Annotated in this window: 27 protein-coding genes; 9 read left to right on the top strand and 18 right to left on the bottom strand. The window is 62.1% G+C overall.

Annotation, left to right across the window (positions count from 1 at the left end; all coding sequences use genetic code 11):
• Nucleotides 1-64: 64 nt before the first annotated feature.
• From leuC to ffh, 9 genes are all read right to left on the bottom strand, one after another.
• On the bottom strand, nt 65-1474 hold the full coding sequence (gene leuC / locus A7X77_RS16030) for a 3-isopropylmalate dehydratase large subunit (RefSeq protein ID WP_064683855.1): 1410 nt from the start codon (nt 1472-1474) through the stop codon (nt 65-67).
• A gap of 243 nt (nt 1475-1717) precedes the next feature.
• Nucleotides 1718-2533 carry an amino acid ABC transporter permease gene (locus tag A7X77_RS16025; RefSeq protein WP_064683854.1) on the bottom strand — a complete coding sequence of 272 codons (816 nt, stop codon included), beginning with the start codon at nt 2531-2533 and terminating at the stop codon, nt 1718-1720.
• Nucleotides 2534-2549: 16 nt separating this feature from the next.
• The gene (locus A7X77_RS16020; protein WP_064683987.1) at nt 2550-3347 is read right to left on the bottom strand and encodes a transporter substrate-binding domain-containing protein; all 798 of its coding nucleotides are present in this window, start codon (nt 3345-3347) and stop codon (nt 2550-2552) included.
• Between the two features lie 144 nt (nt 3348-3491).
• Entirely contained in the window at nt 3492-4034 is a 543-nt protein-coding gene (gene rplS, locus A7X77_RS16015) for a 50S ribosomal protein L19 (RefSeq protein ID WP_064683853.1), read from the bottom strand.
• A gap of 212 nt (nt 4035-4246) precedes the next feature.
• Nucleotides 4247-4948, bottom strand: a complete 702-nt coding sequence (gene trmD / locus A7X77_RS16010) for a tRNA (guanosine(37)-N1)-methyltransferase TrmD (RefSeq protein WP_064683852.1) — start codon at nt 4946-4948, stop codon at nt 4247-4249.
• The gene (gene rimM / locus A7X77_RS16005; protein ID WP_064683986.1) at nt 4948-5517 is read right to left on the bottom strand and encodes a ribosome maturation factor RimM; all 570 of its coding nucleotides are present in this window, start codon (nt 5515-5517) and stop codon (nt 4948-4950) included. The genes trmD and rimM overlap by 1 nt, the downstream gene beginning before the upstream one ends.
• A gap of 116 nt (nt 5518-5633) precedes the next feature.
• Nucleotides 5634-6005, bottom strand: coding sequence for a 30S ribosomal protein S16 (rpsP, locus tag A7X77_RS16000; protein WP_037116834.1), 372 nt, complete (start codon nt 6003-6005; stop codon nt 5634-5636).
• A 48-nt stretch (nt 6006-6053) separates the two neighbouring features.
• Nucleotides 6054-6374, bottom strand: coding sequence for a chorismate mutase (locus tag A7X77_RS15995; protein ID WP_011427149.1), 321 nt, complete (start codon nt 6372-6374; stop codon nt 6054-6056).
• Between the two features lie 16 nt (nt 6375-6390).
• Entirely contained in the window at nt 6391-7974 is a 1584-nt protein-coding gene (gene ffh, locus A7X77_RS15990) for a signal recognition particle protein (RefSeq protein ID WP_064683851.1), read from the bottom strand.
• A 399-nt stretch (nt 7975-8373) separates the two neighbouring features.
• Between ffh and A7X77_RS15985 the strand changes: the two genes are divergently transcribed.
• The 6 genes from A7X77_RS15985 to A7X77_RS15960 all read left to right on the top strand — a co-directional run bounded on the left by A7X77_RS15985 (nt 8374) and on the right by A7X77_RS15960 (nt 13778).
• Entirely contained in the window at nt 8374-8598 is a 225-nt protein-coding gene (locus A7X77_RS15985; protein ID WP_170961407.1) for a hypothetical protein, read from the top strand.
• 113 nt (nt 8599-8711) lie between these two features.
• Complete coding sequence (gene dapF / locus A7X77_RS15980; protein WP_064683850.1) at nt 8712-9617, top strand: diaminopimelate epimerase; 906 nt, start codon at nt 8712-8714, stop codon at nt 9615-9617.
• Nucleotides 9614-10885 (top strand): tRNA (N(6)-L-threonylcarbamoyladenosine(37)-C(2))-methylthiotransferase MtaB, encoded by a 1272-nt coding sequence (gene mtaB / locus A7X77_RS15975; RefSeq protein WP_064683849.1) that lies wholly within the window; start codon nt 9614-9616, stop codon nt 10883-10885. The genes dapF and mtaB overlap by 4 nt, the downstream gene beginning before the upstream one ends.
• 15 nt (nt 10886-10900) lie before the next feature.
• Nucleotides 10901-12472, top strand: a complete 1572-nt coding sequence (gene ftsY, locus A7X77_RS15970) for a signal recognition particle-docking protein FtsY (protein ID WP_064683848.1) — start codon at nt 10901-10903, stop codon at nt 12470-12472.
• 77 nt (nt 12473-12549) lie between these two features.
• Nucleotides 12550-13194: a septation protein A gene (locus A7X77_RS15965; RefSeq protein WP_064683847.1), complete on the top strand. Its 645-nt coding sequence runs from the start codon at nt 12550-12552 to the stop codon at nt 13192-13194.
• Complete coding sequence (locus A7X77_RS15960; protein ID WP_064683846.1) at nt 13191-13778, top strand: DUF2585 domain-containing protein; 588 nt, start codon at nt 13191-13193, stop codon at nt 13776-13778. Before A7X77_RS15965 ends, A7X77_RS15960 begins: the two co-directional genes overlap by 4 nt.
• A gap of 39 nt (nt 13779-13817) precedes the next feature.
• Here the strand turns inward: A7X77_RS15960 and A7X77_RS15955 are convergent, their stop codons facing one another.
• The 5 genes from A7X77_RS15955 to ccmA are packed head-to-tail and all read right to left on the bottom strand — an operon-like array spanning nt 13818 to nt 16707.
• Nucleotides 13818-14426 carry a DsbE family thiol:disulfide interchange protein gene (locus A7X77_RS15955; RefSeq protein WP_064683845.1) on the bottom strand — a complete coding sequence of 203 codons (609 nt, stop codon included), beginning with the start codon at nt 14424-14426 and terminating at the stop codon, nt 13818-13820.
• Nucleotides 14423-14590, bottom strand: coding sequence for a heme exporter protein CcmD (gene ccmD, locus A7X77_RS15950; RefSeq protein WP_064683844.1), 168 nt, complete (start codon nt 14588-14590; stop codon nt 14423-14425). Before ccmD ends, A7X77_RS15955 begins: the two co-directional genes overlap by 4 nt.
• Nucleotides 14591-14594: 4 nt before the next feature.
• Nucleotides 14595-15356, bottom strand: coding sequence for a heme ABC transporter permease (locus A7X77_RS15945; RefSeq protein ID WP_064683843.1), 762 nt, complete (start codon nt 15354-15356; stop codon nt 14595-14597).
• 47 nt (nt 15357-15403) lie between these two features.
• On the bottom strand, nt 15404-16063 hold the full coding sequence (gene ccmB, locus A7X77_RS15940; RefSeq protein WP_064683842.1) for a heme exporter protein CcmB: 660 nt from the start codon (nt 16061-16063) through the stop codon (nt 15404-15406).
• Nucleotides 16060-16707, bottom strand: a complete 648-nt coding sequence (ccmA, locus tag A7X77_RS15935; protein WP_064683841.1) for a heme ABC exporter ATP-binding protein CcmA — start codon at nt 16705-16707, stop codon at nt 16060-16062. The genes ccmB and ccmA overlap by 4 nt, the downstream gene beginning before the upstream one ends.
• Before the next feature lie 262 nt (nt 16708-16969).
• Between ccmA and acnA the strand changes: the two genes are divergently transcribed.
• From acnA to A7X77_RS15920, 3 genes are all read left to right on the top strand, one after another.
• Nucleotides 16970-19660 (top strand): aconitate hydratase AcnA, encoded by a 2691-nt coding sequence (gene acnA / locus A7X77_RS15930; RefSeq protein WP_064683840.1) that lies wholly within the window; start codon nt 16970-16972, stop codon nt 19658-19660.
• A gap of 235 nt (nt 19661-19895) precedes the next feature.
• Nucleotides 19896-20636 (top strand): DUF1223 domain-containing protein, encoded by a 741-nt coding sequence (locus A7X77_RS15925; protein ID WP_064683839.1) that lies wholly within the window; start codon nt 19896-19898, stop codon nt 20634-20636.
• A 282-nt stretch (nt 20637-20918) separates the two neighbouring features.
• Nucleotides 20919-21317: a DUF2794 domain-containing protein gene (locus A7X77_RS15920; protein WP_064683838.1), complete on the top strand. Its 399-nt coding sequence runs from the start codon at nt 20919-20921 to the stop codon at nt 21315-21317.
• 6 nt (nt 21318-21323) lie between these two features.
• On the opposite strand, the gene A7X77_RS15915 is transcribed toward A7X77_RS15920, so the two are convergent.
• From A7X77_RS15915 to A7X77_RS15900, 4 genes are all read right to left on the bottom strand, one after another.
• Complete coding sequence (locus A7X77_RS15915) at nt 21324-21881, bottom strand: GNAT family N-acetyltransferase (protein WP_064683837.1); 558 nt, start codon at nt 21879-21881, stop codon at nt 21324-21326.
• A gap of 106 nt (nt 21882-21987) precedes the next feature.
• Nucleotides 21988-22716, bottom strand: coding sequence for a Bax inhibitor-1/YccA family protein (locus tag A7X77_RS15910; RefSeq protein ID WP_064683836.1), 729 nt, complete (start codon nt 22714-22716; stop codon nt 21988-21990).
• Nucleotides 22717-22896: 180 nt separating this feature from the next.
• A complete protein-coding gene (locus A7X77_RS15905; RefSeq protein ID WP_064683835.1) occupies nt 22897-25440 on the bottom strand; it encodes an ABC transporter permease in 2544 nt (847 codons plus the stop codon).
• The gene (locus A7X77_RS15900) at nt 25437-26144 is read right to left on the bottom strand and encodes an ABC transporter ATP-binding protein (protein WP_064683834.1); all 708 of its coding nucleotides are present in this window, start codon (nt 26142-26144) and stop codon (nt 25437-25439) included. Before A7X77_RS15900 ends, A7X77_RS15905 begins: the two co-directional genes overlap by 4 nt.
• Nucleotides 26145-26152: the final 8 nt, after the last annotated feature.

The following is a 26152-nucleotide window of genomic DNA, read 5'->3' as shown; positions in this document are numbered from 1 at the left end:
ATAAGAAGCCGCCCGATGCGCTAAGAGGCAGCGGGCGGCTTTATCTTTCATTCCGCCGGACGGATCAATTCCACTCGCGGATATCGACGAAGTGACCGGCGATTGCGGCGGCGGCGGCCATTGCCGGCGAGACGAGGTGCGTACGGCCCTTGAAGCCCTGGCGGCCTTCGAAGTTGCGGTTCGACGTCGAGGCGCAGCGTTCGCCCGGCTTCAGGCGGTCGTCGTTCATGGCGAGGCACATGGAGCAGCCCGGCTCGCGCCAGTCGAAGCCGGCAGCCTTGAAGATTTTGTCGAGGCCTTCGGCTTCCGCCTGTTCCTTCACAAGACCGGAGCCCGGAACGATCATGGCGTTGACGGTCGAAGCAACGGTCTTGCCTTCAACCACCTTGGCGACGGCGCGCAGGTCTTCGATGCGGCCGTTGGTGCAGGAGCCGATGAAGACCCGGTCAATGCTGATGTCGGTCATCGGCGTGCCCGGCTTGAGGCCCATGTACTCGAGCGCGCGCCACTTGGAGGCACGCTTCGTCTCATCCTGGATTTCATCAGGATTCGGCACGATGCCCTGGACCGAGACGACGTCCTCAGGCGAAGAACCCCAGGAGACGATCGGCGGCAGTTCGGCGGCGTTCAGCTTGACGACGCGGTCGAAATGAGCGCCTTCGTCTGACTGCAGCGTCTTCCAGTAGGCGATCGCCTGTTCCAGCGCTTCGCCTTTCGGCGCGCGCGGCTTGCCCTTGATATATTCGAAAGTGACTTCGTCGGGGGCGATCAGGCCGGCGCGGGCGCCGCCTTCGATCGACATGTTGCAGATCGTCATGCGGCCTTCCATCGACAGCGCACGGATCGCTTCGCCGGCATATTCGATGACGTAGCCAGTGCCGCCCGCCGTGCCGATCTCACCGATGATGGCAAGAACGATGTCCTTGGCGGTGACGCCGTGCGGCAGCTGGCCGTCGACCTGCACAAGCATGTTCTTGGCCTTCTTCTGGATCAGAGTCTGGGTGGCAAGAACATGCTCGACCTCAGACGTGCCGATGCCATGAGCGAGCGAGCCGAAGGCGCCGTGAGTGGAGGTATGGCTGTCGCCGCAGACGATCGTCATGCCGGGCAGGGTGAAACCCTGTTCCGGCCCAATGATGTGCACGATGCCCTGGCGTTTATCGTTCTCGGAATAATATTCGACGTTGAACTCGGCGGCATTCTTGGCGAGCTGCTCGACCTGGATGCGGCTTTCTTCGTTCTTGATGCCGAGATGGCGATCCGGCGATGTCGGTACATTGTGGTCGACGACGGCGAGGGTCTTTTCCGGCGCGCGGACCTTGCGGCCGCTCATGCGCAGGCCTTCGAAGGCCTGCGGCGAGGTGACCTCGTGGACCAGGTGGCGGTCGATGTAGAGAAGACAGGTTCCGTCGGCCTGTTCGTCGACCAGGTGGTCGTCCCAGATCTTGTCGTAGAGGGTACGCGGTGCGCTCATAGCGGTAAGTCCGTTTTGGATGCTTTTGGAAAATCGGGAAAAAGCGGATCAGGCTCCGCCGGCCGTCATTCGATCAACGAAGTCGGCTGTTGAGCGCACCGGATACGCATGCAAAGAACCGCGCCGGCAGGCGATAATGGTCCTGCAGTACGAAAATATGCGCGCCAGTGCATCTGAACTTGGATTCCATCGCCCGCATATAGCGATTTTTGAACGAAACGGCAATTCGAATCGTGCTGTGGCTCAGCGCGGCTTCTGCTTCATCTTCTTTTCAATGCGCCGCAACGCCAGCGACAGGCCGATCGTCAGGATGAGGTAGATATAGGTGACGATCGAATAGGTCTCGAAGAAGCGGAAGGAGCCGGAGGCGTAGACCTTGCCCATCTGGGTAATGTCGGCCACGCCGAGAACCGAGACAAGAGACGAATCCTTCACCATCGAGACGAAGTCGTTGGAGAGCGGCGGGAAGATGACCCTGATCGCTTGCGGGAAGACGACGAGCCGGAAGCGGCGGTAGCGCGACAGGCCGAGGGATTTGGCCGCCTCGATCTGGCCGGTATCGACCGACTGGAAGCCGGCACGGAAGATCTCGGCAATGAAGGAGGAATAGCCGATCATCAGAGCGATGATGGCGCGCCACATCAGCGAAAGGTCGCGCACGAGAATCGGTTCGGCGACGCCGCTCTTCACCAGTGGCGTGATGATGAAGTTATAGACCGCGACAAGGCCCGGGGCGCCGACGAAAGCGATGTAGAAGAGCAGCACCAAGATCGGGATGCCGCGGATGATCTCGATATAGAAGCGGGCGATCTGGCGCAGCACGATGCTGTCGGCCAGGCCGAGCAGCGCGATGCCGAGACCAAGCACTGTCGCCAGCATGAAGGCGACGAGCGTCACGAACACGGTGATGCCGGCGCCATTCACCACGGTCCGGAAGACCTGGGTGTAAATGTCGTTGGTGATGATAACGACGGCGAGAACGAGACCGATCAGAACAAGGACGGCCAGCCACCATGGACGGTCGTCCTTCTCGTGTCGCAGGGATGGTTGTGGCGCCATCTGCGATCGCTCGGGGTTATTCGCCCATCTTGTAGTCGAGGAACCACTTCTTGTTCAGCGCATCAAAGGTGCCGTCCGCCTTCAGCGCTGCGATAGCGGCATTGACGGGAGCGACGAGATCGGACCCCTTCGGGAAGATGAAGCCGAAGTCCTCGGTGCCGAGCGCTTCGCCGACCACTTTCAGGCCGCCATTCGAGGAATCGACATAGCCCTTGGCAGCGACGCTGTCGGTGAGGACGAGATCGACGTCGCCGGTCTTCAGGGCTTGCACGGTGGCGCCGAAGGTTTCGAAAAGCTTGATGCGCGGGTTCTGTTCGTTGCCATCGAGGATTTCATAGACGGCGGTGTAGAAAGGCGAGGTGCCGGGTTGGGCGCCGATCAGGCCGTCGTTGAAGGCGGCAAAGCTCTTGGCGTCGGTGAAGCGTTTCTCGTCGCCGCGCACCAGCATGAACTGTTGCGAGCGCATATAGGGATCGGAGAAATCGACCTTCTGCTTGCGGTCGTCCTTGATGGTGATGCCGGTCATGCCGATGTTGTACTGGCCGTCGGAGACCGCCTGGATCATCGCGTCCCAGCTGGTGTTCTGATATTCGACCTTGAAGTTCAGCCGCTTGGCGATCTCGTTCATCGCATCATATTCCCAGCCGATCGCCTTGCCGGATTTCGGATCGACGAACTGCAGCGGCGGATAGGCGTTCTCGGTGACGACAATGACGCTCTTGCCGCCGAGATCGGGTAGTTCGGCAGCCGACACTGTCAAAGGAGCGAGTGCAAGGGCGGCAAAGCCCGCAAGAATGGTACAACGAAACAGCATGGAATGGCTCCCGGATTTGAACGCGAAAATTGTCACGGAAGACCTGCCGAAGGCAAGGCCGCCGGCGGCACGCCGACGCAAAAAAGAGGAAAGGCGACCCGAAGGCCGCCTTTCCAAGCGAAAGAATTTTGCGTGGCGCAGATCTTATTCTGCTGCCGGTTCCGCAGCGGCGGCGGCTGCTGCTTCAGCAGCGGCCTTGGCTTCTGCGGCTTCTGCTGCTGCCTTCTCGGCGGCGAGCGCCTGAGCGGCTGCAACCTTTTCAGCTTCGATGCGTGCCTTTTCCTCGGCAACGGCGGCGCGCTCGGCGTCGTTGAGCTTGCGGGCGCGGACGCCGGTGTCTTCAACGATACGGGCGGACTTGCCGCGACGGTCGCGCAGGTAATAGAGCTTGGCGCGACGAACCTTACCGCGGCGGACGACGTCGACGCTTTCGATCAGCGGCGAGTAGACCGGGAATACGCGCTCGACGCCTTCGCCGTAGGAGATCTTGCGAACCGTGAAGTTTTCCTGCAGGCCGCCGCCGGAGCGGGCGATGCAGACACCTTCATAGGCCTGAACGCGGGTACGGTTGCCTTCCGTGACCTTCACGTTGACGCGGACGGTATCGCCCGGGGAGAATTCGGGGAGGGTGCGCTTGGCTTCGATCTTGGCGGCCTGTTCGGCCTCAAGCTGCTGAATGATGTTCATCGTCTTAACCTTTGGTTCTTCTGAAACAGCCAGAGCGCTCGGCACTGATCCCTTGGGTAAGCCTCAGGATTTTGCCCCTTCGGGGCGGGAGCGGATTCGCCATTCTTTGTTTGCTGGCAGACGGGGCTAACCCCATTTCCGCGTGCGCCAATACACGAAAGGCCTGAGCTTGTCATCCCTCGCACGACATTTTTGTGAAGGGGAGGATGGAATTAGCCGTTTTTCTTAGGTTCAACCTTTTCGAAGAGATCCGGCCGCCGCTCCCGCGTCAGCCGCACCGCCTCCTCGTGGCGCCACTTTTCGATGGCGCCGTGGTTGCCCGACGTCAGGATGGAGGGGATTTCCCGGCCTTCCCACTCCTGCGGCCGCGTATAATGCGGATGTTCCAGCAGTCCGCCTTCGAAGCTTTCGTGCAGGCCGGACAGATCGTTGCCCATGACGCCGGGCAGGATGCGGATGATCGCATCGAGAACGATCAGCGCCGCCGGTTCGCCGCCCGACAGCACGTAGTCGCCGACCGAGACCTCTTCCAGCCCCCGCGCTTCGATCACCCGCTGGTCGACGCCCTCGAAGCGGCCGCAGACGATGACGACACCATCGCCCGCCGCCAGTTCGCGCACGCGCTGCTGCGTCAGCGGCCTCCCACGCGGGCTCATCAGCAGGCGCGGGCGGTTATCGTTTTGACAGGTACTGTCGATGGCGCGGGCGAGCACGTCGGGTTTCAGCACCATGCCGGCGCCGCCGCCGGCCGGGGTGTCGTCGACGGTGCGATGTTTGTCGGTGGCGAAATCGCGGATCTGCACGGCGTCCAGCGACCATTGCCCGCGCTGCATCGCCTTGCCGGCGAGCGAAAAGCCCAGATGTCCCGGAAACATCTCCGGATAGAGTGTCAGCACGCTCGCCCGGAAAGCCATCACTTCTTCTTTTTCGGCTTGTCCGGGGTGAATTTCGACAGTTCTTCGGGATCGTCGATCAAACCGGCCGCCAGCGGATCGATCAGCAAGGTGCCGGCTTCGAGGTCGATCTCCAACACCGAGGCTTCCGAGAAGGGGATCAGCACCGGGCGCTTGCCCGGACCTTTGAGTTCCAGAAGATCGCCGGCGCCGAAATCGAAGACGCCGGTGACCGTGCCGTAGCTGACGCCCTGATCGTCCTGCGCCTCGAGTCCTTCGAGATCGGCATAGTAGAACTCGTCGTCCTCCAGCTCCTCGTCGGGCAGATTGTCGCGCTCGATGTAGAGTTCCAGGCCGTTCAGCGCCTCGGCGGCGTTGCGGTCGTTGATGCCGCGGAAGCGGACCACGACGACATTCTTCATCTCGCGGATTTCAAGGATTTCGAAGCTGCGTCCGTCCATGCTGTGCAGATGGCCGTAATCGCCGAGCGCCGTCGGATCGGCGGTGTAGGCCTTGGCCCGCACTTCACCGCGCAGGCCCTGCGCGCCGCCGATCGTCGCCATCAGAACGGGGTTTTCAAGCTTTGTCATGGGTTCCTTCATTTGAAGCCGGAAAGACAGGCTTCTCATAAACGAAGTGCGGGTAATTGGAAACGAAAACGGGCGGCATGTCGCCATGCCGCCCGTTCGATTGGGGAAGGTCCCGATTATTCCGCGGCGTCGGCAGCAGCGGCGGCGGCGTCAGCGGCCTTTTGAGCCTTTTCAGCGGCGCGTTCCTGGGCGCGCTTGCCGGGCTTTGCCTTGACCGGGTTGTTCTTGGCTTCGCGCTTGGCAACGCCGGCTTCATCGAGGAAGCGCAGAACGCGGTCGGTCGGCTGGGCGCCGTTGTCGAGCCAATGCTTGATGCGCTCGGCGTTCAGCTGAACGCGCTTCTCGTCATCCTTGGCGAGCATCGGGTTCCAGGAACCGAGGTTTTCGAGGAAGCGGCCGTCACGCGGGCTGCGCGCATCGGCAAGAACGACGTGGTAGTACGGGCGCTTCTTGGAGCCACCGCGGGCGAGACGAATTTTCAGTGCCATGTTCTTTACTCCTTAGGCTTTTCTTGACCGCTTCGTGAGGCGGTATGGTTATCGGGCTGCGGCGCTCTGTTCAGCGTGATCCGCAGCGATCTGCTCATGATGCCGGATGACTTCCTTGATGACGAAGTTCAGGAACTTCTCGGCGAAATCCGGGTCCAGATTGGCTGCTTTCGCCAGCTGGCGAAGGCGTTCGATCTGGTATTCCTCGCGCGCCGGATCGGCCGGCGGCAGATTGTATTTGGCCTTCAGCACGCCGACCTCTTTGGTGCAGCGGAAGCGTTCGGCCAGCATGTGCACGAGAGCGGCATCGATATTGTCGATCGACTGACGATAGCTCGCGAGCTGGGCTTTGACGTCTGGATCAATCATGGGGCAAACGATCCTTTCACTTCTTCTTCGGCAAGCCGGGCAATCCCGGGAAACCGCCGCCAAGGCCCGGCAGCTTGGCGCCGCCGAGGCCAGGCAAACCACCCGGCAGACCGCCGAGACCGGGCACACCCCCACCCGGCTTTCCAAGCCCCGCCGCTTCGGCCTGCTTCTGCAGGGCTTCGAGCTGCTTCGGGTCGATATTCGAGAGATCGGGCATGCCGCCGCCCATGCCGCCTAAGCCGCCAAGCCCCATCTTGCCGGCAAGGCCGCCCATCATCTGCTTCATCATGCCGCCTTTGCCCTTGCCGCCCATCATCTTCATCATGTCGGCCATCTGGCGGTGCATCTTCAGAAGCTTGTTGATGGCTGCGGCATCGGTGCCGGAGCCGGCGGCGATGCGCTTCTTGCGCGAATGTTTGAGCAGGTCGGGATTGGCGCGCTCGGCCTTGGTCATCGACTGGATGATGGCGATCTGGCGGCCGAAAAGCTTGTCGTCGAGGCCGGCGGCGGCCATCTTGTCCTTCATGCCTGCCATGCCGGGCATCATGCCCATGATACCGCCCATGCCGCCCATCTTCTGCATCTGGCGCAGCTGGTCGGCGAGGTCGTCGAGATCGAACTTGCCCTTGGCCATCTTGGCGGCCATGGCAGCCGCCTTCTCGGCGTCGATATTTTCCGCCGCGCGCTCGACGAGCGAGACGATGTCGCCCATGCCGAGAATGCGGTCGGCGATGCGGCGGGGATGGAACTCCTCGAGCTCGCTCATCTTCTCGCCGACACCGATCAGCTTGATAGGCTTGCCGGTGACGGCGCGCATCGAAAGCGCGGCGCCGCCGCGGCCGTCGCCGTCCATGCGGGTCAGCACGAGGCCGGTGATGCCGACGCGTTCGTCGAAATTGCGGGCGAGGTTGACGGCGTCCTGACCGGTCAAGCTGTCGGCGACGAGCAGGATTTCATGCGGGTTCGAACGCTTCTTGATGTCGGCCATCTCGACCATCAAGGGCTCGTCGATATGGGTGCGGCCGGCGGTGTCGAGAATGACGACGTCGTGGCCGCCGAGCTTGGCCGCCTGCACCGCACGGGCAGCGATATCCGTCGGCGACTGGCCGGCGATGATCGGCAGCGTGTCGATGCTGGCCTGGGCGCCGAGCTGGCGAAGCTGCTCCTGGGCTGCCGGACGGCGCGTGTCGAGCGACGCCATCAGCACTTTCTTCTTCTCGCGCGTCGACAGGCGATTGGCGATCTTGGCTGACGTCGTCGTCTTGCCGGAGCCCTGCAGGCCGACCATCATGACGACGACGGGAGCGGGCGCATGCAGGTCGATGCCGACGCCTTCGCCGCCCAGCATCTCGATCAGTTCGTCATGGACGATCTTGACCACCATCTGGCCGGGCTTGATCGACTTCAGGATCTCGGCGCCGACGGCCTTTTCACGTACGCGGTCGGTGAAGGAACGCACCACGTCGAGCGCGACGTCGGCCTCCAGCAGCGCACGGCGAACCTCGCGCAGCGCTGCGGAAACATCGGCTTCCGAAAGCGCGCCACGGCCTGTCAGTCCATTCAGAATGGATCCAAGACGGTCCTGGAGGTTTTCAAACATCGGCTCTTCCTTGATACGTTTCGGGCGGGTTCGATCTGCCTGGAAACGTCGTGCTTTTCCGTGACGAAAACAAGACGCAAAGCCAAAAAGCACCCGAGGGCGCATCGCGCTGTCGGGTGTTGACCTCCGGGATCTCAGGTCCCGGTCGGCGGCTCGGAGTCATGCGGCTCGTCGCGGATTGGCGCGATAAACAGGAAAGCCGCGCGAAAGTCAAGGCGAATGCGTGGGATGATCGCCCGGCGGTGGTTTCGGACGCTCTTTCACGTATATTTCACAGTAAAAATTCCGGCTGGCGGCCCTAATTCGCGATAGAGCCCAGTTGCAAAATATTCCACTTATGATTCTACTTTCTACTTAAGTTCATCCTGTAAAATGATTCGTGAATATCCTTGATGCCGGATGATCCGGCGGAGATATCGAATGATCAATCCTGATATTGAAAGCTGGGCGCTGGCACGGGCCCATCATATTGTCCTCAACGAAGGCCTTAGTCTTGCAAAAGCCGCACAGGATCTGGATCGCAAGCGGTCCCGTTCGCTGGTCTACGAGCTGAGAAAGGTCATCACCGCCGCCATCGTCGAGGCGCATGCGGCGTCTTTCAATTCCAACGGTGCTGAGCGGTAGAAACCGGACTGCCTTGCAAGGGCGGCCGGCGGCCTTGGCTGCTCGGCACTCACCCACTGGTAATTCCTTCGCATTTCCGCCATATACAGCGGAAACACGGACGGAATGATACTATGAGCGCAACGGTCGAATTCGCGAGGATGAACGGGCTTGGCAACAAGATCCTGGTCGTCGACATGCGTGGCCGGCCGGATAAGGTAACGGCCTATGCGGCTGTCGCGCTCAATGCCGATCCTGAGACCGAGTTCGATCAGATCATGGCGATCCATGATCCGAAGGCCGACGGCACCGATGCCTTCATCGATATCCTGAATTCCGATGGTTCGAAGGCGCAGGCCTGCGGTAACGGCACACGCTGCGTCGTGCAGGCGCTTGCCGCCGAGACCGGCCGGAAGGCCTTCACCTTCCAGACGGTCGCCGGCATTCTCAACGCTGTCGAGCACGAGGATGGGACGATCTCCGTCGATATGGGCAAGCCGGTCTTCGATTGGGACAGGATTCCGCTCGCGGAAGAATTCCACGACACCAGCCGCATCGAACTGCAAATCGGCCCGATCGACAATCCGGTGCTGCATTCGCCGTCTGCCATGTCGATGGGCAACCCGCATGCGATCTTCTGGGTGGACAGGGACGTGATGTCCTATGATCTCGCCCGCTTCGGGCCGCTGCTGGAAAACCATCCGATGTTTCCTGAGCGCGCCAACATCACTTTGGCGCAGGTGACCTCGCCGACATCCGTGACGACGCGCACCTGGGAGCGCGGCGCGGGACTGACGCTTGCCTGCGGTTCGGCCGCCTGTTCTGCCGCTGTCAGCGCCGCGCGCACCGGCCGCACCGGCCGCACGGTGACGATCAATGTCGCAAGCGCCAAGCCGCCGGCGACACTTTCGATCGAATGGCGCGAGCGCGACGATCATGTGATCATGACCGGCCCGGCCGAATGGGAGTGGTCGGGCAGACTCGATCCTTCGACCGGCCTCTGGTCGCGCGATGATAACCGAGGGGCGGAGGCGCAGTGAGCGGCATCGAGGTCATTACCTTCGGCTGCCGCCTCAACACATATGAATCCGAAGTGATGAAGGCGCAGGCCGAGAAGGCCGGGCTCAACAACGCCGTCCTGGTCAATACCTGCGCGGTGACCGGCGAGGCCGTGCGCCAGGCCCGCCAGGCGATCCGCCGGGCACGGCGCGACAATCCGCATGCCCGCATCATCGTCACCGGCTGCGCCGCGCAGACGGAAAAACAGACCTTCGCCGCCATGCCGGAGGTCGATGCCGTGCTCGGCAACGAGGAGAAGCTTTCGAGCGCTTCCTATCGCAGCCTGCCGGATTTCGGCGTTTCGGCCGAAGAGAAGCTGCGCGTCAACGATATCATGAGCGTCAAGGCGACGGCGCCGCAGATGGTCAGGCACATCGATGGCCATGTGCGCGCCTTCATCCAGGTGCAGAACGGATGCGACCATCGCTGCACCTTCTGCATCATCCCCTATGGCCGGGGCAATTCCCGCTCGGTGCCGATGGGAGCCGTCGTCGATCAGGCCCGCAAGCTCGCCGACAGCGGTTATCGCGAGATCGTCCTGACCGGCGTTGATGCCACCAGCTATGGCGGCGACCTGCCGGGGGCGCCGACGCTCGGGCTTCTGGCGAAGACGCTGCTGAAACAGCTCCCGGATATCCGCCGCCTCAGGCTTTCCTCGATCGATAGCATCGAGGCCGATGCCCATCTGATGGATCTCATCGCCGAAGAACCGCGTTTCATGCCGCATCTGCATCTGTCGCTGCAGCATGGCGACGACATGATCCTGAAGCGGATGAAGCGTCGACATTCGCGCGCCGATGCGCTGCGCTTCATCGAGGATGCGCGCCGTCTCCGCCCCGAGATGAGCTTCGGCGCCGATATGATCGCCGGCTTCCCGACGGAAACCGAGGAAATGTTCGGCAACGCCGTGCGGCTGGCCGAAGAGGCCGGCATCGCTCATCTGCATGTTTTCCCCTACAGCCCGCGTCCCGGCACGGCGGCCGCCCGCATGCCGCAACTCGACCGGACGCTGGTCAAGGAACGCGCCGCCCGGCTGCGCGCCACTGGACATAAGCTCCATCAATCCCATCTCGATGGCATGGTCGGAACCCGGCAGTGGCTGCTTGTCGAAAACAACGGCCTAGCGCATACGGAGAACTTCACCCTGGTCGCAGCCGCCGGCCTTCGCCCTGGCGAACTTGTGCCGGCCACGATCACCGGCCACAATGGCAAGCATCTCGACATGCAATTGACGGCCGCCGCGGCCTGATTTCACGGAATTCTCATGGCTCTCAGTTTCATCAAAAAGGTCTTCACCTTCGGCAAGCCGGCTGAAGAGCCCGTGCCCGATGCCGTAGAAAGGGAACTCGAACCGCGCTCGCGCGACGAAAATCTGCCGGTCGCCGACGATCCCGTTCTTCCTGAGGAGATGGATACGGCGGGTGGACCGGCGGCGGATGTCGGCGAGGCCAAGGAATCAAACATCCTCGATGAGCCGTTGCCGTTGCCTCCCGCAGATCAGATGAGCGAGTTCGGGCTGGTGCCGCTTTCACTGCTGGAAGCCGAAGCTGAAGCAGAGACGCAGGCAATGGCCGAGAGCGAGGTGGAAGTACCCGTCTCTGTCCCTCCGGGGCAGCTTCCCGACAAGGGGGGAGATCGTTCGGAGGCAGACACACCGGCTTCGGTCGAAGAGACCGCCGAGGTAACAGAAGCGCTCTCGGAGGAAACCCCTGCTGAGATCGATGTGGAAGAAGACAACGCCGTTCAGCCGATCTCCCCTGTGGGGGAAATGCCCGGCAGCGCCGAGGGGGGTATTTCACTCGACGAGCCCTCCGAAATTGCTGCGGAACAGCCAGAGCCTGAATCTCCGATCCTCCCCAAAGGCTTCGCCACCCGCCCTGCGATCGTCGAACCGCAGCCCATTGCGCCGCAGGCGAAACTCAGCTGGTTCCAGCGGCTGCGCAACGGCCTTGCGCGCACCTCCTCGCAGCTCACCAGCCAGATCACTGCACTCTTCACCAAGCGCAAGCTCGACGACGAGACGCTGCAGGATCTCGAAGACTTGCTGATCCAGGCCGATCTCGGCGTCGAGACGGCGCTGCGCGTCACCGATACGCTCGCTTCGGAGCGTTACGGCAAGGACGTTACCGGCGAGGATGTCAGCCGGATCATGGCGTCCGAGATCGCTAAGGTGTTGAAGCCGGTCGCCAAACCACTGCAGCTCGATCTCTCGCACAAACCGCACGTCATCCTCGTCGTCGGCGTCAACGGCACCGGCAAGACGACGACGATCGGCAAGCTCGCGGCGAAGCTTTCCGGCGCCGGGCTGAAGGTGATGCTGGCGGCCGGCGATACATTCCGCGCGGCGGCGATCGAGCAGTTGAAGATCTGGGCCGAGCGGACCAAATCCGAGTTCGTAGGCACCAAGCTCGGCGCCGATGCCGCCGGCCTTGCCTATGACGCCTTCGAACAGGCGAAAGCGAAGAAATGCGACGTGCTGATCGTCGATACCGCCGGCCGCCTGCAGAACAAGGCCGAGCTGATGGCCGAGCTCGAGAAGATCGTGCGGGTGCTCGGCAAGCTCGATCCCGACGCGCCCCATACGGTGCTGCAGACGCTCGACGCCACGACGGGGCAGAATGCGCTGAGCCAGGTCGAGATCTTCCGCAATGTCGCCGGCGTCAACGGGCTGATCATGACCAAGCTCGACGGCACAGCGCGCGGCGGCATTCTCGTTGCCATCTCCGCCAAGCACAAGCTGCCGGTCTATTTCATCGGCGTCGGCGAGGGTGTGGACGATCTGGAGCCGTTCGAGGCCGAGGATTTCGCCCATGCCATTGCCGGACTTCCCCAATGATGCCACAGATAAGCCGCCGAAAGCCTGCAAGGCCGGTCGGGAAACAGGTTTTGAGAAATAGCAGGTTTGAAGAACGCATGACCACCGAAAGCGATATCACCCCGAGCGCGGCCGACCGCCATCATCCGATGCTGAAACTGGCGCTGGAACTCGGGCCGCTGATGGTCTTCTTTTTTGCCAATCTGCGCGGTCAATGGCTGGTGGAAAGATTTCCTGCTCTTTCCGAACTGGGCGGTCCTCTGTTCGTCGCGACCGCGCTTTTTATGGCAGCGACAGTCACTTCGCTGATCGTGTCGAAGATCGTGCTCGGCCATTTGCCGATCATGCCCTTTGTCTCCGGCATCGTCGTCGTTATCTTCGGCTCTCTGTCGATCTGGCTGCAGAACGAGACCTTCATCAAAATGAAGCCGACCATCGTCAATGCGCTCTTCGGAGTCGCGCTGCTCGGCGGGCTCGCCTTCGGCCGCTCGCTGCTCGGTTATGTCTTCAACGCTGCCTTCCAGCTCGATGCAGAGGGCTGGCGCAAGCTTACCATCCGCTGGGGCGTCTTCTTCCTATTCCTAGCCGTGCTGAACGAAGTCGTCTGGCGCAATTTTTCGGACGATACCTGGGTCGCCTTCAAAGTCTGGGGCACGATGCCGATCACCATCATCTTCACGCTAGCGCAAATGCCGCTGGTGCTGAAACATAGCGTCAACCTGGAAGCGGACGGTGAGACGTGAGCACAGCGGACGCCGAATATCGTGTCAGACACCAGAGCTTCTGGCTGGTCGCCTGTCTTGCGGTGCTGGTCGCCCAGGTCGTCGCCGAATATATGATGGGCCGGGTGCCAATCTGCGCCTGCGGCTATGTCAAGCTGTGGGAGGGCGGGGTCAATACCAGCGGCAATTCGCAGCATCTGTCCGACTGGTACACGCCGTCGCACATCATCCACGGCTTCCTGTTCTATGGGCTCGCCCATCTGGTCCTGCGCCGCAAGCCGCTGGCGGCGCGGCTGCTCCTGGCGCTGGTGATCGAATCCGGCTGGGAACTGCTCGAAAATTCGCCGCTGATCATCGACCGCTACCGCACGGCGACGATCGCGCTCGATTATTACGGCGACAGCATTCTGAATTCGGCAATGGACACCGCCTTCATGTGCGTCGGCTTCTTTTTCGCCTCACGGGCGCCGGTGGCGGTCACGGTGGCGATCGCCATCTTCTTTGAGATTTTCACCGGTTATGTCATCCGCGATAATCTGACGCTGAACGTGCTGATGCTGATCTCTCCGGTGGAGGCGGTCAAGGTCTGGCAGGGTGGAGCTTAACCTGCCTCGGTAACCCCTTGGGGAGGGGTCTTTCTTGACTTACGAAGCCGGCTTCGCCAGCGCCTTTTCCATCGCCGGAAACAGCCCTTCCTTCAGGCTGATATCGTCGAAGGGGCCGACGCGCTTGTAGAGGATCGTGCCGTCGGCGCCGACCAGATAGCTTTCCGGGATACCGTAGACACCCCAGTCGATCGCCGCCTTGCCGTTCGGATCGATGCCGATCGCCCGATAGGGATTTCCGAGTTCGCCGAGGAAACGCAGGGCGTTGTCGTTCTTGTCCTTGTAATTGATGGCGACGATGTTGAGCCGACCGTCTTTCGCCAGTTCCTTCAAGATCGGATGTTCGTCCCTGCAGGGGAGGCACCAGGAGGCGAAAACGTTGACGAGGGTCAGCTTGCCCTTGATCGCCGCATCGGTGAGCGCCGGCAGGTTTGCCCTGTCGAGCGGCGGAAGATTTAGCGCCGGCGCCTTGGTGCCGATCAGGGCCGATGGGATTTCGGCGATGTTCTTGCCATGGAAATCCTGGTCGTAGAGCATCTTTGCGGCCGTCGCGGCAATGGCGCCGAAGACGATCAGCGGCAGAAGCGCCAGAGCGTAGCGACCGAGTCCGCGCGGCCTGACGGTATTGGTTTCCGGCGCCTCGTTCATTCGCCGTCCCCCGCGCGCGCCGAGCGGCGGCGAATGCCTGCGGCTTCGAGGGCTGCGAGTTCACGCCGGCGCGCCCGGCCGTCGGCCCAGGTCCAGAGGGTGACCGCGATCGTAACGAGGGCTGCAAAGCCGTAAGAGGCGTAGACGTAGAAAGCATGCGTCATGGGTCTATTCCTCCCGGCTCGCCATCCGGGCGGCGAGACGGCGCTGTGCGGCGATGCGGCGGCGCCAGATTTCGTTCCTCATCGCCATGATGTGCAAGGTGAAGAAGAGGAGGGTGAAGGCGATCGCCATGACGAGGAGCGGGCGCAGGAATTCCGGGTCGATCGCCGGACCGCCGATCCTGAGCACGCTCGCCGACTGGTGCAGCGTGTTCCACCATTCGACGGAGAACTTGATGATCGGAATGTTGACGAAGCCGACGAGGATAAGCACGGCGCAGACCCGCGCGGCCCTCGACGGATCGTCGATGGCGCGGCTGAGCGCAATCAGGCCGAGATACATCAGAAAGAGGACGAAAACGGAGGTCAGGCGGGCGTCCCAGACCCACCAGGTGCCCCACATCGGTTTGCCCCAGAGCGAGCCCGTGACGAGCGCCAGCAGAGTGAAGGCGGCGCCGAGCGGGGCGGCGGCCTTGGCGGAGACGTCGGCCAGCGGATGGCGCCAGACCAGTGTGCCGATCGCCGAGACACTCATGATCGTGTAGCACATCATCGAGAGCCACGCGGCCGGGACGTGGATATACATGATACGGACGGTCTCGCCCTGCTGGTAATCGCCTTCGGTGGAGAAGCTGAGATAGAGGCCAGCCGCGAAACAGAGCGCGGTGATGCCGGCCAACCAGGGCATGACACGGGCCGCCAGCGCCAGAAACAGCGTCGGGTTGGCGAGATCGCTGAATTTGCGGATGGCAAGGCTTGTGTCGTTCATGGCTGCTTCCTTACCTTGATCCGGCTTTTCCCGCAATCGAATGACATTCAATCCGACGCGTTTCGCAGCGCAAGCGCAGCGGCGGCCGGGCCGATCACCGCGAAGAACAACGTCAGTGCGGTCAGGATGAGGAAGGGTGGCAGGAAAGGGACGGGATCCTCGACGGCGGCATAGGTGGCGCTGACGCCGAAGATCAGAACCGGGATGGTCAGCGGCAGGACCAGGATCGAGACCAGCAGGCCACCGCGGGGCAGGGCGACGGCAACTGCGGCGCCGACGGCGCCGATGAAGGTGATGGCCGGTGAGCCGACGAGCAGTGTCAGCGCGGTCGCGCCGATCGCCGTCTCGTCCATATTCATGAAGAGGCCGAGCAGCGGCGAGGCGATGACCAGAGGCAGGCTGGTGGCCGTCCAGTGGGCACAGCACTTGACCAGTACGGTGAGGACAACCGGTGTTTCCTGCGTCAGCATCAGGTCGAGCGATCCATCGTCGCGCTCGGCCTGGAACAGGCGGTCGAGGCCGAGAAGGGCGGCAAGCAGGGCGCCGATCCAGACGATGGCGGGGCCGATGCGGGAGAGAAGCTTGAGATCCGGGCCGACGCCGAAGGGGATGACGGCGACGACGGTCAGGAAGAACAGCACGCCGATCAGCGCGCCGCCGCCGGCGCGAATCGAGAGCTTGAGATCGCGGAGGAAGAGGGCGGTCATCCCCACACCCCCTGATCCACGCCGGCAAAACCCGTCATCTTCAATTCCTGCACATTCTTCAACCCCAGCGGCTGATGTGTCGCCGCCAGCACGATGCCGCCCTTTCTCAGATGCGCTTCGATCAATCCGGCAAACAGCCGATCGGCGCTGGCATCGAGTGCCGCTGTAGGTTCGTCGAGGATCCAGACGGGCCGGTAGGCGACGAGCAGCTTGGCGAAGGCGAACCGGCGCTGCTGGCCGGCGGAGAGATAGCCGAAGGGAAGGTGGGTTATTCCCGAAAGGCCGACGGCTTCGGCTGCCTCCTCTAGCGATAGGCCAGCGGGTGTATCCGTTTCGCCGAGAAAGGCGCGCCAGAAATCGAGGTTTTCTGCAACCGTAAGTTCATTCTTCATCGCATTTCGATGGCCGAGGTAGTGGCTGACCTCTCCGGGATGCCGCCCTTCCCGGCTGCCGTCGCCATGAAAGATGACAGTGCCCTTTTCAGGCCTGAGGAGGCCGGCGACAACGCGCAGCAAAGTGGACTTTCCCGATCCATTTTTGCCGGTCAGGATAAGCGCCTCGCCGGCTGCCAAGTGAAAGGAAATGTTAACGAAAATGAGATCGTCACCGCGCCTTGCGGCCAGATTTTCGGCGGTGAGATGCATGCATCGGTTCTTTCTTCGTTTCGGCTTTCGGAAGGGTCAAAAAATGTCCGATTTTGACCATTTCCGGGTATGGCAAGTTTTTAGGAAATTATCTATAAGACCTGCAACCACGCCAGCGGTCGGCGTGAATTTCATCCTTGCGCCGAACTTGGAGCATCTGTTCCACGTGCGGACAGCGGAAATGGCCGTACCCGCATCCTGATGTGCATTAAGTGCATAGGCGTTCGCACGACTGTGTTGGCTATCAGAAACGGGGTCTCTCGTGTCTAAATCTCTTGACAGTTTCAATTGTCGTTCCACGCTTTCGGTGAACGGGAAGGACTATGTCTATTACAGCCTGCCCAAGGCTGAGGCAAACGGTCTGCCCGGCGTCTCGAAGCTTCCCTATTCGATGAAGGTGCTGCTGGAAAACCTGTTGCGCTTCGAAGACGGCCAGTCGGTCACCAAGGAGCACATCCTGGCCGTTGCCGAGTGGCTGAACAACAAGGGTGCGGTCGAAAACGAAATTGCCTATCGCCCGGCGCGCGTGCTGATGCAGGACTTCACCGGCGTTCCCGCCGTTGTCGACCTTGCCGCCATGCGCGACGCGATGGTGTCGCTCGGCGGCGATCCCGAGAAGATCAACCCGCTCGTTCCCGTCGACCTCGTCATCGACCACTCCGTCATCGTCGATGAATTCGGCACGCCGCAGGCTTTCGCCAAGAACGTCGAGCTGGAATATCAGCGCAACGGCGAGCGCTACCGCTTCCTGAAGTGGGGCCAGCAGGCCTTCAAGAACTTCCGCGTCGTGCCCCCCGGCACGGGCATCTGTCACCAGGTCAACCTCGAATATCTCGGCCAGACCGTCTGGACCAAGGAAGAAGACGGCCAGACGATCGCCTATCCCGATACTTGCGTCGGCACCGACAGCCACACGACGATGATCAACGGTCTCGGCGTTCTCGGCTGGGGCGTGGGCGGTATCGAAGCGGAAGCCGCCATGCTCGGCCAGCCGGTTTCCATGCTTCTGCCCGAAGTCATCGGCTTCAAGCTGACCGGCAAGCTCAAGGAAGGCGTCACCGCGACCGACCTCGTTCTGACCGTCGTGCAGATGCTGCGCAAGAAGGGCGTCGTTTCCAAGTTCGTCGAATTCTTCGGCCCCGGCATGGACAACATGCCGCTTGCCGACCGTGCGACGATCGGCAACATGGGCCCGGAATACGGCGCCACCTGCGGCTTCTTCCCTGTCGACGGCGAAACCATCAACTACCTCACCATGTCCGGCCGTACGCATGACCGGATCGCGCTGGTCGAGGCCTATTCGAAGGCTCAGGGCATGTGGCGCGAAGGCGACGGTTCCGATCTCGTCTTCACCGACACGTTGGAACTCGACCTCGGCGACGTCGTGCCGTCGATGGCCGGCCCGAAGCGCCCGGAAGGCCGCATTGCGCTCGAAAACATCGCTTCCGGTTTCGCGACCTCGATGGAAGCCGACTACAAGAAGCCCGGCCAGCTTGCCAACCGCTATGCGGTCGAAGGCACGGATTTCGATCTCGGCCATGGCGACGTGGCGATTGCCGCCATCACCTCCTGCACAAACACCTCCAACCCGTCGGTGCTGATCGCCGCCGGTCTTCTTGCCCGCAACGCCGTTGCCAAGGGCCTGAAGACCAAGCCGTGGGTGAAGACTTCGCTCGCCCCGGGATCGCAGGTCGTCGGCGAATATCTCGCCAAGTCGGGCCTGCAGGCCGATCTCGACAAGCTCGGCTTCAACCTTGTCGGCTTCGGCTGCACGACCTGCATCGGCAATTCCGGCCCGCTGCCGGCGCCGATCTCGAAGACGATCAACGACAAGGGCCTTATCGTTTCCGGCGTTCTCTCCGGCAACCGTAACTTCGAAGGCCGTATCTCGCCTGACGTCCAGGCGAACTACCTCGCTTCGCCGCCGCTCGTCGTCGCTTACGCGCTTGCCGGCACGGTTCAGAAGGACCTCACCAAGGAGCCGATCGGCGAAGACCAGAACGGCAACCCCGTCTACCTCAAGGACATCTGGCCGACCTCGAAGGAAGTCCAGGAATTCATCCTGAAATACGTGACCCGCGAGCTCTATGAAAGCAAGTATGCCGACGTCTTCAAGGGCGACGTCAACTGGCAGGCCGTTCAGGTCCCGCCGGGCCAGACCTATGCCTGGGACGACAATTCGACCTATGTACAGAACCCGCCTTACTTCGTCGGCATGGGCAAGAAGGGCACCGGCGTCGCAGACATCAAGGGCGCCCGCGTTCTCGGCCTGTTCGGCGACAAGATCACCACCGACCACATCTCGCCGGCCGGTTCGATCAAGGCAGCATCGCCGGCCGGAGCCTACCTCATCGGCCATGACGTCGCCGTTGCCGACTTCAACCAGTACGGCACGCGCCGCGGCAATCATGAAGTGATGATGCGCGGCACCTTCGCCAACATCCGCATCCGCAACCACATGCTCGGCCCGAACGGCAAGGAAGGTGGCTACACCATCCATTACCCGTCGAAGGAAGAGACCTCGATCTACGACGCGGCCATGCAGTACAAGTCCGAGGGCGTACCGCTCGTCATCTTCGCCGGTGTCGAATATGGCAATGGCTCCTCGCGCGACTGGGCGGCCAAGGGCACCAACCTGCTCGGCGTCAAGGCGGTGATCGCCCAGTCCTTCGAGCGCATCCATCGCTCGAACCTGGTCGGCATGGGCGTCATCCCCTTCGTCTTCGAAGAGGGCACGACCTGGCAGAGCCTTGGCCTCAAGGGCGATGAACTCGTCACCATCGAGGGCCTGGACAAGATCAAGCCGCGCGAGCGGAAGATCGCCAAGATCACCTATAGCGACGGCACCGTGAAGGACGTTCCGCTGCTGTCGCGCGTCGATACGCTCGACGAGGTGATCTACCTCAACAATGGCGGCATCCTGCAGACCGTTCTGCGCGATCTCGCTGCCTGATCGTTACGAGCCTGACATTATCATGGCCGCCGGAGCGCAGTACTTCCGGCGGCCTTTCTTTTGCGCGACAGCATTCGAGCGGGCTCACGATGATTTGTTTTCTGCGGCTTCCGGTCGTGCTGCGTCTCACCCGTTCGTGACTTTTCGTTTGGACCCGGAAGGATTATTCGTACGTTCATATGTCAGGGCCCCCGGTTTCAACACCCGGCCGGACCTGAAGAAGAGGTACAGGTGAATGTCCCCCCGTTTTTTGATCCCGCTGATCGCTGGCGTTGCCCTCGCAGGCTCGCTGCATGCCGAAGACGGTAAGCCGAAAGGCGTAGTCGAACTTTTCACGTCGCAGGGTTGCTCCTCCTGTCCTCCTGCTGATGCCGCCTTCCGCAAGCTGGTGAATCAGGGCGATGTCATCGCGCTCGCCTATCACGTCGATTACTGGAATTATCTCGGCTGGGCCGATACGCTGAGCTCGAAGGAAAACACCGAGCGGCAATACGGCTATGCCAGGACGATGGGCCGCAGCAACGTCTACACGCCGCAGGCCATCGTCAACGGGCGCGGCCATCTCGCCGGTTCTGATCTCACGGGCATCAACAGCCGGATCGACAGCTACAGCAGCGAAGGCAACGGATTGACCGTTCCCATCAGCGCATCGATGCGCGGCGACGAGTTGGAGATCAAGATTGGCGCAGGGCAGGGTAAAGCCAATGTTGTCATGGTCTATTTCGACAAGGAAAAGACGATCGACGTCGAAAAGGGTGAGAACAGCGGCAAGAAGCTCTCCTATCTGCACAGCGTCACCAATGTCGAAACCGTCGGCATGTGGGATGGAAAAGCCACCAATCTGACGCTGCCGGCAAGCGTCCTGCAGCGGCCACAGCTCGAGGGTTGTGCTATCCTGCTGCAGTCAGCGACCGCGGACGGCGATCCGGCTGCGATTCTTGGCGCGACGGTGGTGATGGCGGGCAAAAATATCTGAGATTTCATCCTGATACGGATGAAGGTCCGGGCGGCCCGGCCGAGCGTATTCGGGGCTGGGGTTAAGGTCGATACGCTCCGCCGGGCCCTTTGGCGCGCTGGCGCCAAACCGGGATGCATAATTCTCCTGCAAATGAGGCGCTGTTTTGACTGAAATGCGGCGCTGCCGAGAAAGCGTCGACTCTTCCACTGCGGCCGAATGTGACGTGCCGCACTCTTGCAATTTGTGGCGGCTCGGGCAAACTGTCATTCTCCTGTCACAAGCGGAGGCCTCGGGAGACTGATGACAGATCAGCCGGATTTGCGACACGGCGAAAGCCGCTCCGTCGACAATAGTTCAGTCGTCGTCGATCTCAGAGAATACAAACAAAGCAAAGACCCGCTTCCGGTGACTTTCCATAGGCGCGAACTCGACGCGATCCTGTGGATCTACGGTCGCATGGTCGGGGAGGGTGAATGGCGCGATTACGCCATCGATCACCTGAAAGACAGGGCGGTGTTTTCCGTCTTCAAGCGATCCGGCGAAATGCCGTTTTTCCGTATCGAAAAGAATCCGAAGCTCGCTGCCAAGCAAGGCGCCTACTCCGTCATCAACGTCAACGGCATGATCCTCAAGCGCGGACACGAGCTGAACCACGTCCTCAAGGTGTTCGACAAGGCTTTGAAGCTGGTCGACAAGTAAGCCTGATCAGCCGGCGAACAGCGTGCCGGGATAGGTGGATGGATCCGGATCGGTCGTCATGCCCTCGCCGAGGCTGCGCTGCATAAGCATCGTGTCGAGCCAGCGGCCGTGCTTGTAGCCCGTGCCCTGCATCAGGCCGACCTCCACGAAGCCCGCCTTGAGATGAAGCGCGATCGAGGCGGGGCTCGCGCCGCCGATGACGGCCACCATCTGACGAAAGCCGAGGGCGATGCAGCGGTCGATCAATTCAGTCATCAGTGCCTTGCCGATGCCGCGGCCGCGCGCTTCGGGCGCCAGGTAGACCGAATCCTCCACCATCCAGCGATAGGCCGGGCGGGTGCGGAAGGCCGAGGCATAGGCGTAGCCGAGGAAGTTTCCGTCGTCATCGGCTGCGGCGATATAGGGATATTGCTGGCCGACGATCGCGGCAAAACGCTGCGACATCTCGGCCTCGGAGGGCGGCGAAATCTCGTAGCTTGCAACGCCGTTCAGGACGGAGTCGCGATAGATATCGGTGATGGCGGGAATATCGGCCTCAGAGGCGTCACGCAGAAGGAAGGACATCGGGCAGGTGTCCAGCGGCGGGTGGAGCTCCTCTAAAACCATTCCTCTGAAAACGGCGCAACAAAAAAGGCGGCCGAAGCCGCCTTTTCGATCTTGATGGACCTGCTTATTTACGGTTGCCCATGAACTGCAGCAGGAACATGAAGAGGTTGATGAAGTCGAGATAGAGCGTCAGCGCGCCCATAATCGCCTTGCGGCCGGCAACAGCAACGTCATCAGCTTCGTAGTAAAGCTCCTTGATCCGCTGTGTGTCGTAGGCCGTCAGACCTGCGAAGATCAGCACGCCGATCACCGAAATGGCGAACTGCATCGCGGACGAGGCCAGGAAGACGTTGACGAGCGAGGCGATGATCAGGCCGAACAGACCCATGATCAGGAACGAGCCGATTGCCGACAGGTCACGCTTCGTCGTGTAGCCGTAAAGCGACAGCGCGCCGAAGGAGGCGGCGGTGACGAAGAACGTCTGAACGACACTCTGGCCGGTATAGATCAGGAAGATCGACGACAGTGACAGGCCGACCAGCGCGGCATAGATCGCGAAGGTCGTCTGGGCGGCGCTCACCGTCATGTTATGGATCCGGAAGCTCAGGAAGAACACCAGAGCCAGCGGCGCCAGAATGACCACCCATTTCAGCGGGCTCAGATAGATCGCCTGACCGAAAGCGGTAATCTCGCCATTGGCGAAAGCGAATTGGAACGACAGATATGCGGCCACACCGGTGATCGCCAGACCCAGCGCCATCAGGTTGTAGACCTTGAGCATATAAGTGCGCAGGCCCTGATCAATCATCTCGCCGGTTTGAGCGCGGCTTTGATAGTTACGAAGATCAGCCATAGTTTCCTCTTACAAGCTCCGATGGAGTTACGGTGTCGGGGTTTTCGACCCGGGCGCCGCTGCGGAGCTCCAGCATGCCTGCAGACAATATGAGGCCTTCGCCCCTCGCAAACAAGAGGCTTGCAAGGGCCTGGCCGGTTAAATCGCCGTAAGGTGAAGGGTTTGGCCGTCGTTCGCCGGTCAAAGCTCGCGCAGGACCGGCGCCGCCTTCTGTCCGAGGATGCGCCAAGTGCCGATGAGGCCGATGCCGACGGTCAAGACGAGCGCCGTCACCAGCGTCAGCCCCGCCACATCGGGCAGAAAGGCCGAGGGCAGCCGCATGATGCGGGCGACGATGAACCAGGCGGCGGCGGCGCCGGCGATTAGCGCGAAGATCGCGGTCGCAATCCCCAGGATCAGATATTCGTAACTGAAGGCGCGGATCAGCATGGCCCGGGTAGCGCCGAGCGTCTTCAGCACCACTGCATCGTGGGTGCGCGCCCGGTTGCCGGCGGCAAGCGCTCCGGCGAGGACGAGGATCGAGGCGATGAGAGCGACGGAGGCTGCGGCGCGGATCGCGGTCGCCAGCTGGGCCACCAGCTGGTTGACGATATCGATCGCGTCCTTGACCCGAACGCTGGTGATCGTCGGATAGGTGTTGGTGACGGATTTCAGGATCGCCGCATCTTCGGCCGGCGTCGAGGCGGGATCGGTCAGTGTGGCCAGCCAGGCGTGCGGCGCGCCGCGGAAGGTGTTCGGCGAGAAGACCATGACGAAATTGATCGACAGCGATTCCCACTGGACGCGGCGCAGATTGGCGATCTTGGCGGTGATATTGCGGCCGAGCACGTTGACGGTGACGGTGTCGCCGATCTTCAGGCCGAGTTCATGGGCCTCTTCCGAGGAGAAGGAGACGAGCGGCTCGCCGCTGTAATCCTTGTCCCACCAGCTGCCTTCGGTCAGCGCAGCGTTTTCCGGCACGGTGTCGGAGTAGGTGATGCCGCGATCGCCGTTCAGCACCCAGCGTCCGGCGGCCGGCACGTTCATCTTGGTGACGTCCTCGCCGTTGAAGGCGACGATGCGGCCGCGCAGCATCGGCACCTCCATGAGCTTGCCCTTCGGCGCCTGCGCCTGGACGAGGTTGCGGAATGCGTCGACCTCGGCACTCTGGATATCGACGAAGAAGAAGTTCGGCGCGCCCTCGTTCATGCGGCCGGTCAGCTGCTGGCGCAGGTTTCCGTCGATCAAGGTCAGCGTCACCAGCAACGCCAGGCCGAGGCCGAGCGACAGCACCACCGAGGGCGTCAGGGCGCCGGGTCGGTGGATATTGCCGATCGCGAGCCTGAGCGCCGGCGAGTGAACTCGCGGGCTGCGGCGGGCGAGCCAGGCGATCAGCGCGGCGACGAGCCGCAGGACGGCGAAGGCGAAGATGATGGCGCCGACGAAGACGACGGCGATGTAGCGGTCATAGGCGGTGAGGATGGCAAGGCCGGCCAGGGCCGCCATGAACAGCGTCGCAAGCAGGATATAGGGCCAGGAGGGCAGGTGGCGGGTCTCGAAGCCCTGCTCGCGGAAGAGCGCCGTCGCCGGCACTTCGCGGGCATGGCCGAGCGGCAGAATGGCGAAGGCGAGTGTCGTCAGGATGCCGAAGAGCGCCGCAAGCAGCAGGGCGCCGGGATAGAGGGTCGGCGCCGTGGGCACCGGCAGGAACTGCGCCAGGAACTGCGCGGCGAAGATCGGCGACAAGGCGCCGATGACGAGGCCCATCATGATGCCGCCAAGCGCAATGATGGTGATCTGGAAGAGATAGATCAGCACGACGACGGCGGCCGGTGCACCGAGGCATTTGAAGCTGGCGATGGTGGTGCGCTTGGAATCGAGGAAGGCACGCACCGCATTGGCGACGCCGACGCCGCCGACGATCAGCGCGGTCAAGCCGACCAGCGTCAGGAACTGCGAGAAACGGGTGATGTTTTCGGTAAGCGAGGGTGCGGCCCGGTCGCTGGTGCGGATCGCCCAGCCGGCGGAAGGGAATTCCCTGGAGGCGCGCGCCTGGATGCCCGATATCGCGCGCTTGTCCTCCAGCCGGATCTTGTAGGCATGTTCGACCAGGCTTCCGGTCTGGATCAGGCCGGAGGCTTCGAGCGCCCGGCGGCTGACGAGCAGGCGCGGCGCAAAGCCGAAACCTTCGGAGAGGGCGTCCGGCTCGGTCTTGACGGTGCCGGTGATGCTGAGTTTGACATTGCCGAGCAGCAATTCGTCGCCGACCGCAAGGCCAAGCCGATCGAGCAGCAGCGGAGCTGCGACCGCGCCATAGGTGCCGCTTTGGGCCGGAAGCAGGGCTGCAAGCGGATAATCGGGCTCGGCCGCAAAGCGGCCGTAGAGCGGGTAGGCGTCGTCGACCGCCTTGACCTCGACCAGCGCCTGGTCGGAACCATCCGGCTTGCGGGCCATCGAGCGCAGACCGGTCGACACCGAGACGGTGCCGAGACTTTCGAGGAAAGCCATTTCCTGCGGTGTGGCCTCGCGGTTGTTGAGCTCGAAGCGGACGTCGCCGGCCAGGAGCTCCTGCCCCTGCGAGGCGATCGTGTCGGTGATCGACTGCGAAACCGAATTGACGGCGGCAATCGCGCCTGTGCCGAGCGCGATGCAGGCGAGAAAGATGTAGAAGCCGCGAATGCCGCCGCGCAGCTCACGCAGCGCCAGGCGAAAAGCAAGCGCGGTGCGCGGCGTGATCATTCTCATGCGAATGCCGCCTCGCTGCGGCGGGCAGCGCTGTCGTCTTCGATCCGGCCGGAGCGGACGCGGATCTGGCGCGAGCAGCGGCTCGCAAGCGAGACGTCGTGGGTTACGAGAAGCAGGGTCATGCCGCGTTCGGCCTGTTTGGAAAACAATAGGTCGGCGATCTGGCGGCCAGTCTCGGTATCGAGATTGCCCGTGGGCTCGTCGGCGATCAGCAAAGCGGGCGAAGGGGCGAGCGCTCTGGCGATCGCCACGCGCTGCTGTTCGCCGCCGGAAAGCTGGCCGGGATAGTGGTTCAACCGTTCCCCGAGACCGACCGAATTCAGCTCGCGGTGGGCGATCTCGAAGGCGTTGCGGACATTGGCGAGCTCCAGCGGCACGGCGACGTTTTCCAGCGCCGTCATGTTGGCGATCAGGTGGAAGGATTGGAAGACGATGCCGATGTTACGGCCGCGGAAATCGGCGACCTCATCTTCGCTCAGCGCGTGGAGCGGCGTGTCGTTGATGTTGATTTCGCCGCTGTCGAGCTTCTCCAATCCGGCAAGCACCATCAGCAGGGTGGACTTGCCGGAACCGGAAGGGCCGACGATGCCGACGGATTCGCCCGCTGATATATCGAGATCGATACCCTTCAGCACATGGACGGAGGCCGCGGCGCTGCCAAGGGTCAGATCGGCGCTCTTCAACTCGATGATGGTTTTTGCCAACGGAAATC

Source organism: Rhizobium bangladeshense (assembly GCF_001662075.1).
Lineage (GTDB): Bacteria > Pseudomonadota > Alphaproteobacteria > Rhizobiales > Rhizobiaceae > Rhizobium > Rhizobium bangladeshense_B.
This window is presented reverse-complemented; position numbering and strand designations above follow the sequence as displayed.

Coding starts and splice junctions, on each gene's coding strand:
- A7X77_RS16025 (WP_064683854.1), bottom strand. CDS start 2,533: ATGGCGCCACAACCATCCCTGCGACACGAGAAGGACGACCGTCCATGG.
- A7X77_RS15965 (WP_064683847.1), top strand. CDS start 12,550: ATGACCACCGAAAGCGATATCACCCCGAGCGCGGCCGACCGCCATCAT.
- dapF (WP_064683850.1), top strand. CDS start 8,712: ATGAGCGCAACGGTCGAATTCGCGAGGATGAACGGGCTTGGCAACAAG.
- ccmA (WP_064683841.1), bottom strand. CDS start 16,707: ATGCATCTCACCGCCGAAAATCTGGCCGCAAGGCGCGGTGACGATCTC.
- A7X77_RS15910 (WP_064683836.1), bottom strand. CDS start 22,716: ATGGCTGATCTTCGTAACTATCAAAGCCGCGCTCAAACCGGCGAGATG.
- ccmB (WP_064683842.1), bottom strand. CDS start 16,063: ATGACCGCCCTCTTCCTCCGCGATCTCAAGCTCTCGATTCGCGCCGGC.
- A7X77_RS15925 (WP_064683839.1), top strand. CDS start 19,896: ATGTCCCCCCGTTTTTTGATCCCGCTGATCGCTGGCGTTGCCCTCGCA.
- rplS (WP_064683853.1), bottom strand. CDS start 4,034: ATGAACATCATTCAGCAGCTTGAGGCCGAACAGGCCGCCAAGATCGAA.
- A7X77_RS15915 (WP_064683837.1), bottom strand. CDS start 21,881: ATGTCCTTCCTTCTGCGTGACGCCTCTGAGGCCGATATTCCCGCCATC.
- A7X77_RS15955 (WP_064683845.1), bottom strand. CDS start 14,426: ATGAACGAGGCGCCGGAAACCAATACCGTCAGGCCGCGCGGACTCGGT.
- A7X77_RS15920 (WP_064683838.1), top strand. CDS start 20,919: ATGACAGATCAGCCGGATTTGCGACACGGCGAAAGCCGCTCCGTCGAC.
- A7X77_RS15945 (WP_064683843.1), bottom strand. CDS start 15,356: ATGAACGACACAAGCCTTGCCATCCGCAAATTCAGCGATCTCGCCAAC.
- ffh (WP_064683851.1), bottom strand. CDS start 7,974: ATGTTTGAAAACCTCCAGGACCGTCTTGGATCCATTCTGAATGGACTG.
- A7X77_RS15985 (WP_170961407.1), top strand. CDS start 8,374: ATGATCCGGCGGAGATATCGAATGATCAATCCTGATATTGAAAGCTGG.
- leuC (WP_064683855.1), bottom strand. CDS start 1,474: ATGAGCGCACCGCGTACCCTCTACGACAAGATCTGGGACGACCACCTG.
- A7X77_RS16020 (WP_064683987.1), bottom strand. CDS start 3,347: ATGCTGTTTCGTTGTACCATTCTTGCGGGCTTTGCCGCCCTTGCACTC.
- rpsP (WP_037116834.1), bottom strand. CDS start 6,005: ATGGCACTGAAAATTCGTCTCGCCCGCGGTGGCTCCAAGAAGCGCCCG.
- ccmD (WP_064683844.1), bottom strand. CDS start 14,590: ATGACGCATGCTTTCTACGTCTACGCCTCTTACGGCTTTGCAGCCCTC.
- A7X77_RS15995 (WP_011427149.1), bottom strand. CDS start 6,374: ATGATTGATCCAGACGTCAAAGCCCAGCTCGCGAGCTATCGTCAGTCG.
- A7X77_RS15905 (WP_064683835.1), bottom strand. CDS start 25,440: ATGAGAATGATCACGCCGCGCACCGCGCTTGCTTTTCGCCTGGCGCTG.
- trmD (WP_064683852.1), bottom strand. CDS start 4,948: ATGGCTTTCCGGGCGAGCGTGCTGACACTCTATCCGGAGATGTTTCCG.
- ftsY (WP_064683848.1), top strand. CDS start 10,901: ATGGCTCTCAGTTTCATCAAAAAGGTCTTCACCTTCGGCAAGCCGGCT.
- rimM (WP_064683986.1), bottom strand. CDS start 5,517: ATGACAAAGCTTGAAAACCCCGTTCTGATGGCGACGATCGGCGGCGCG.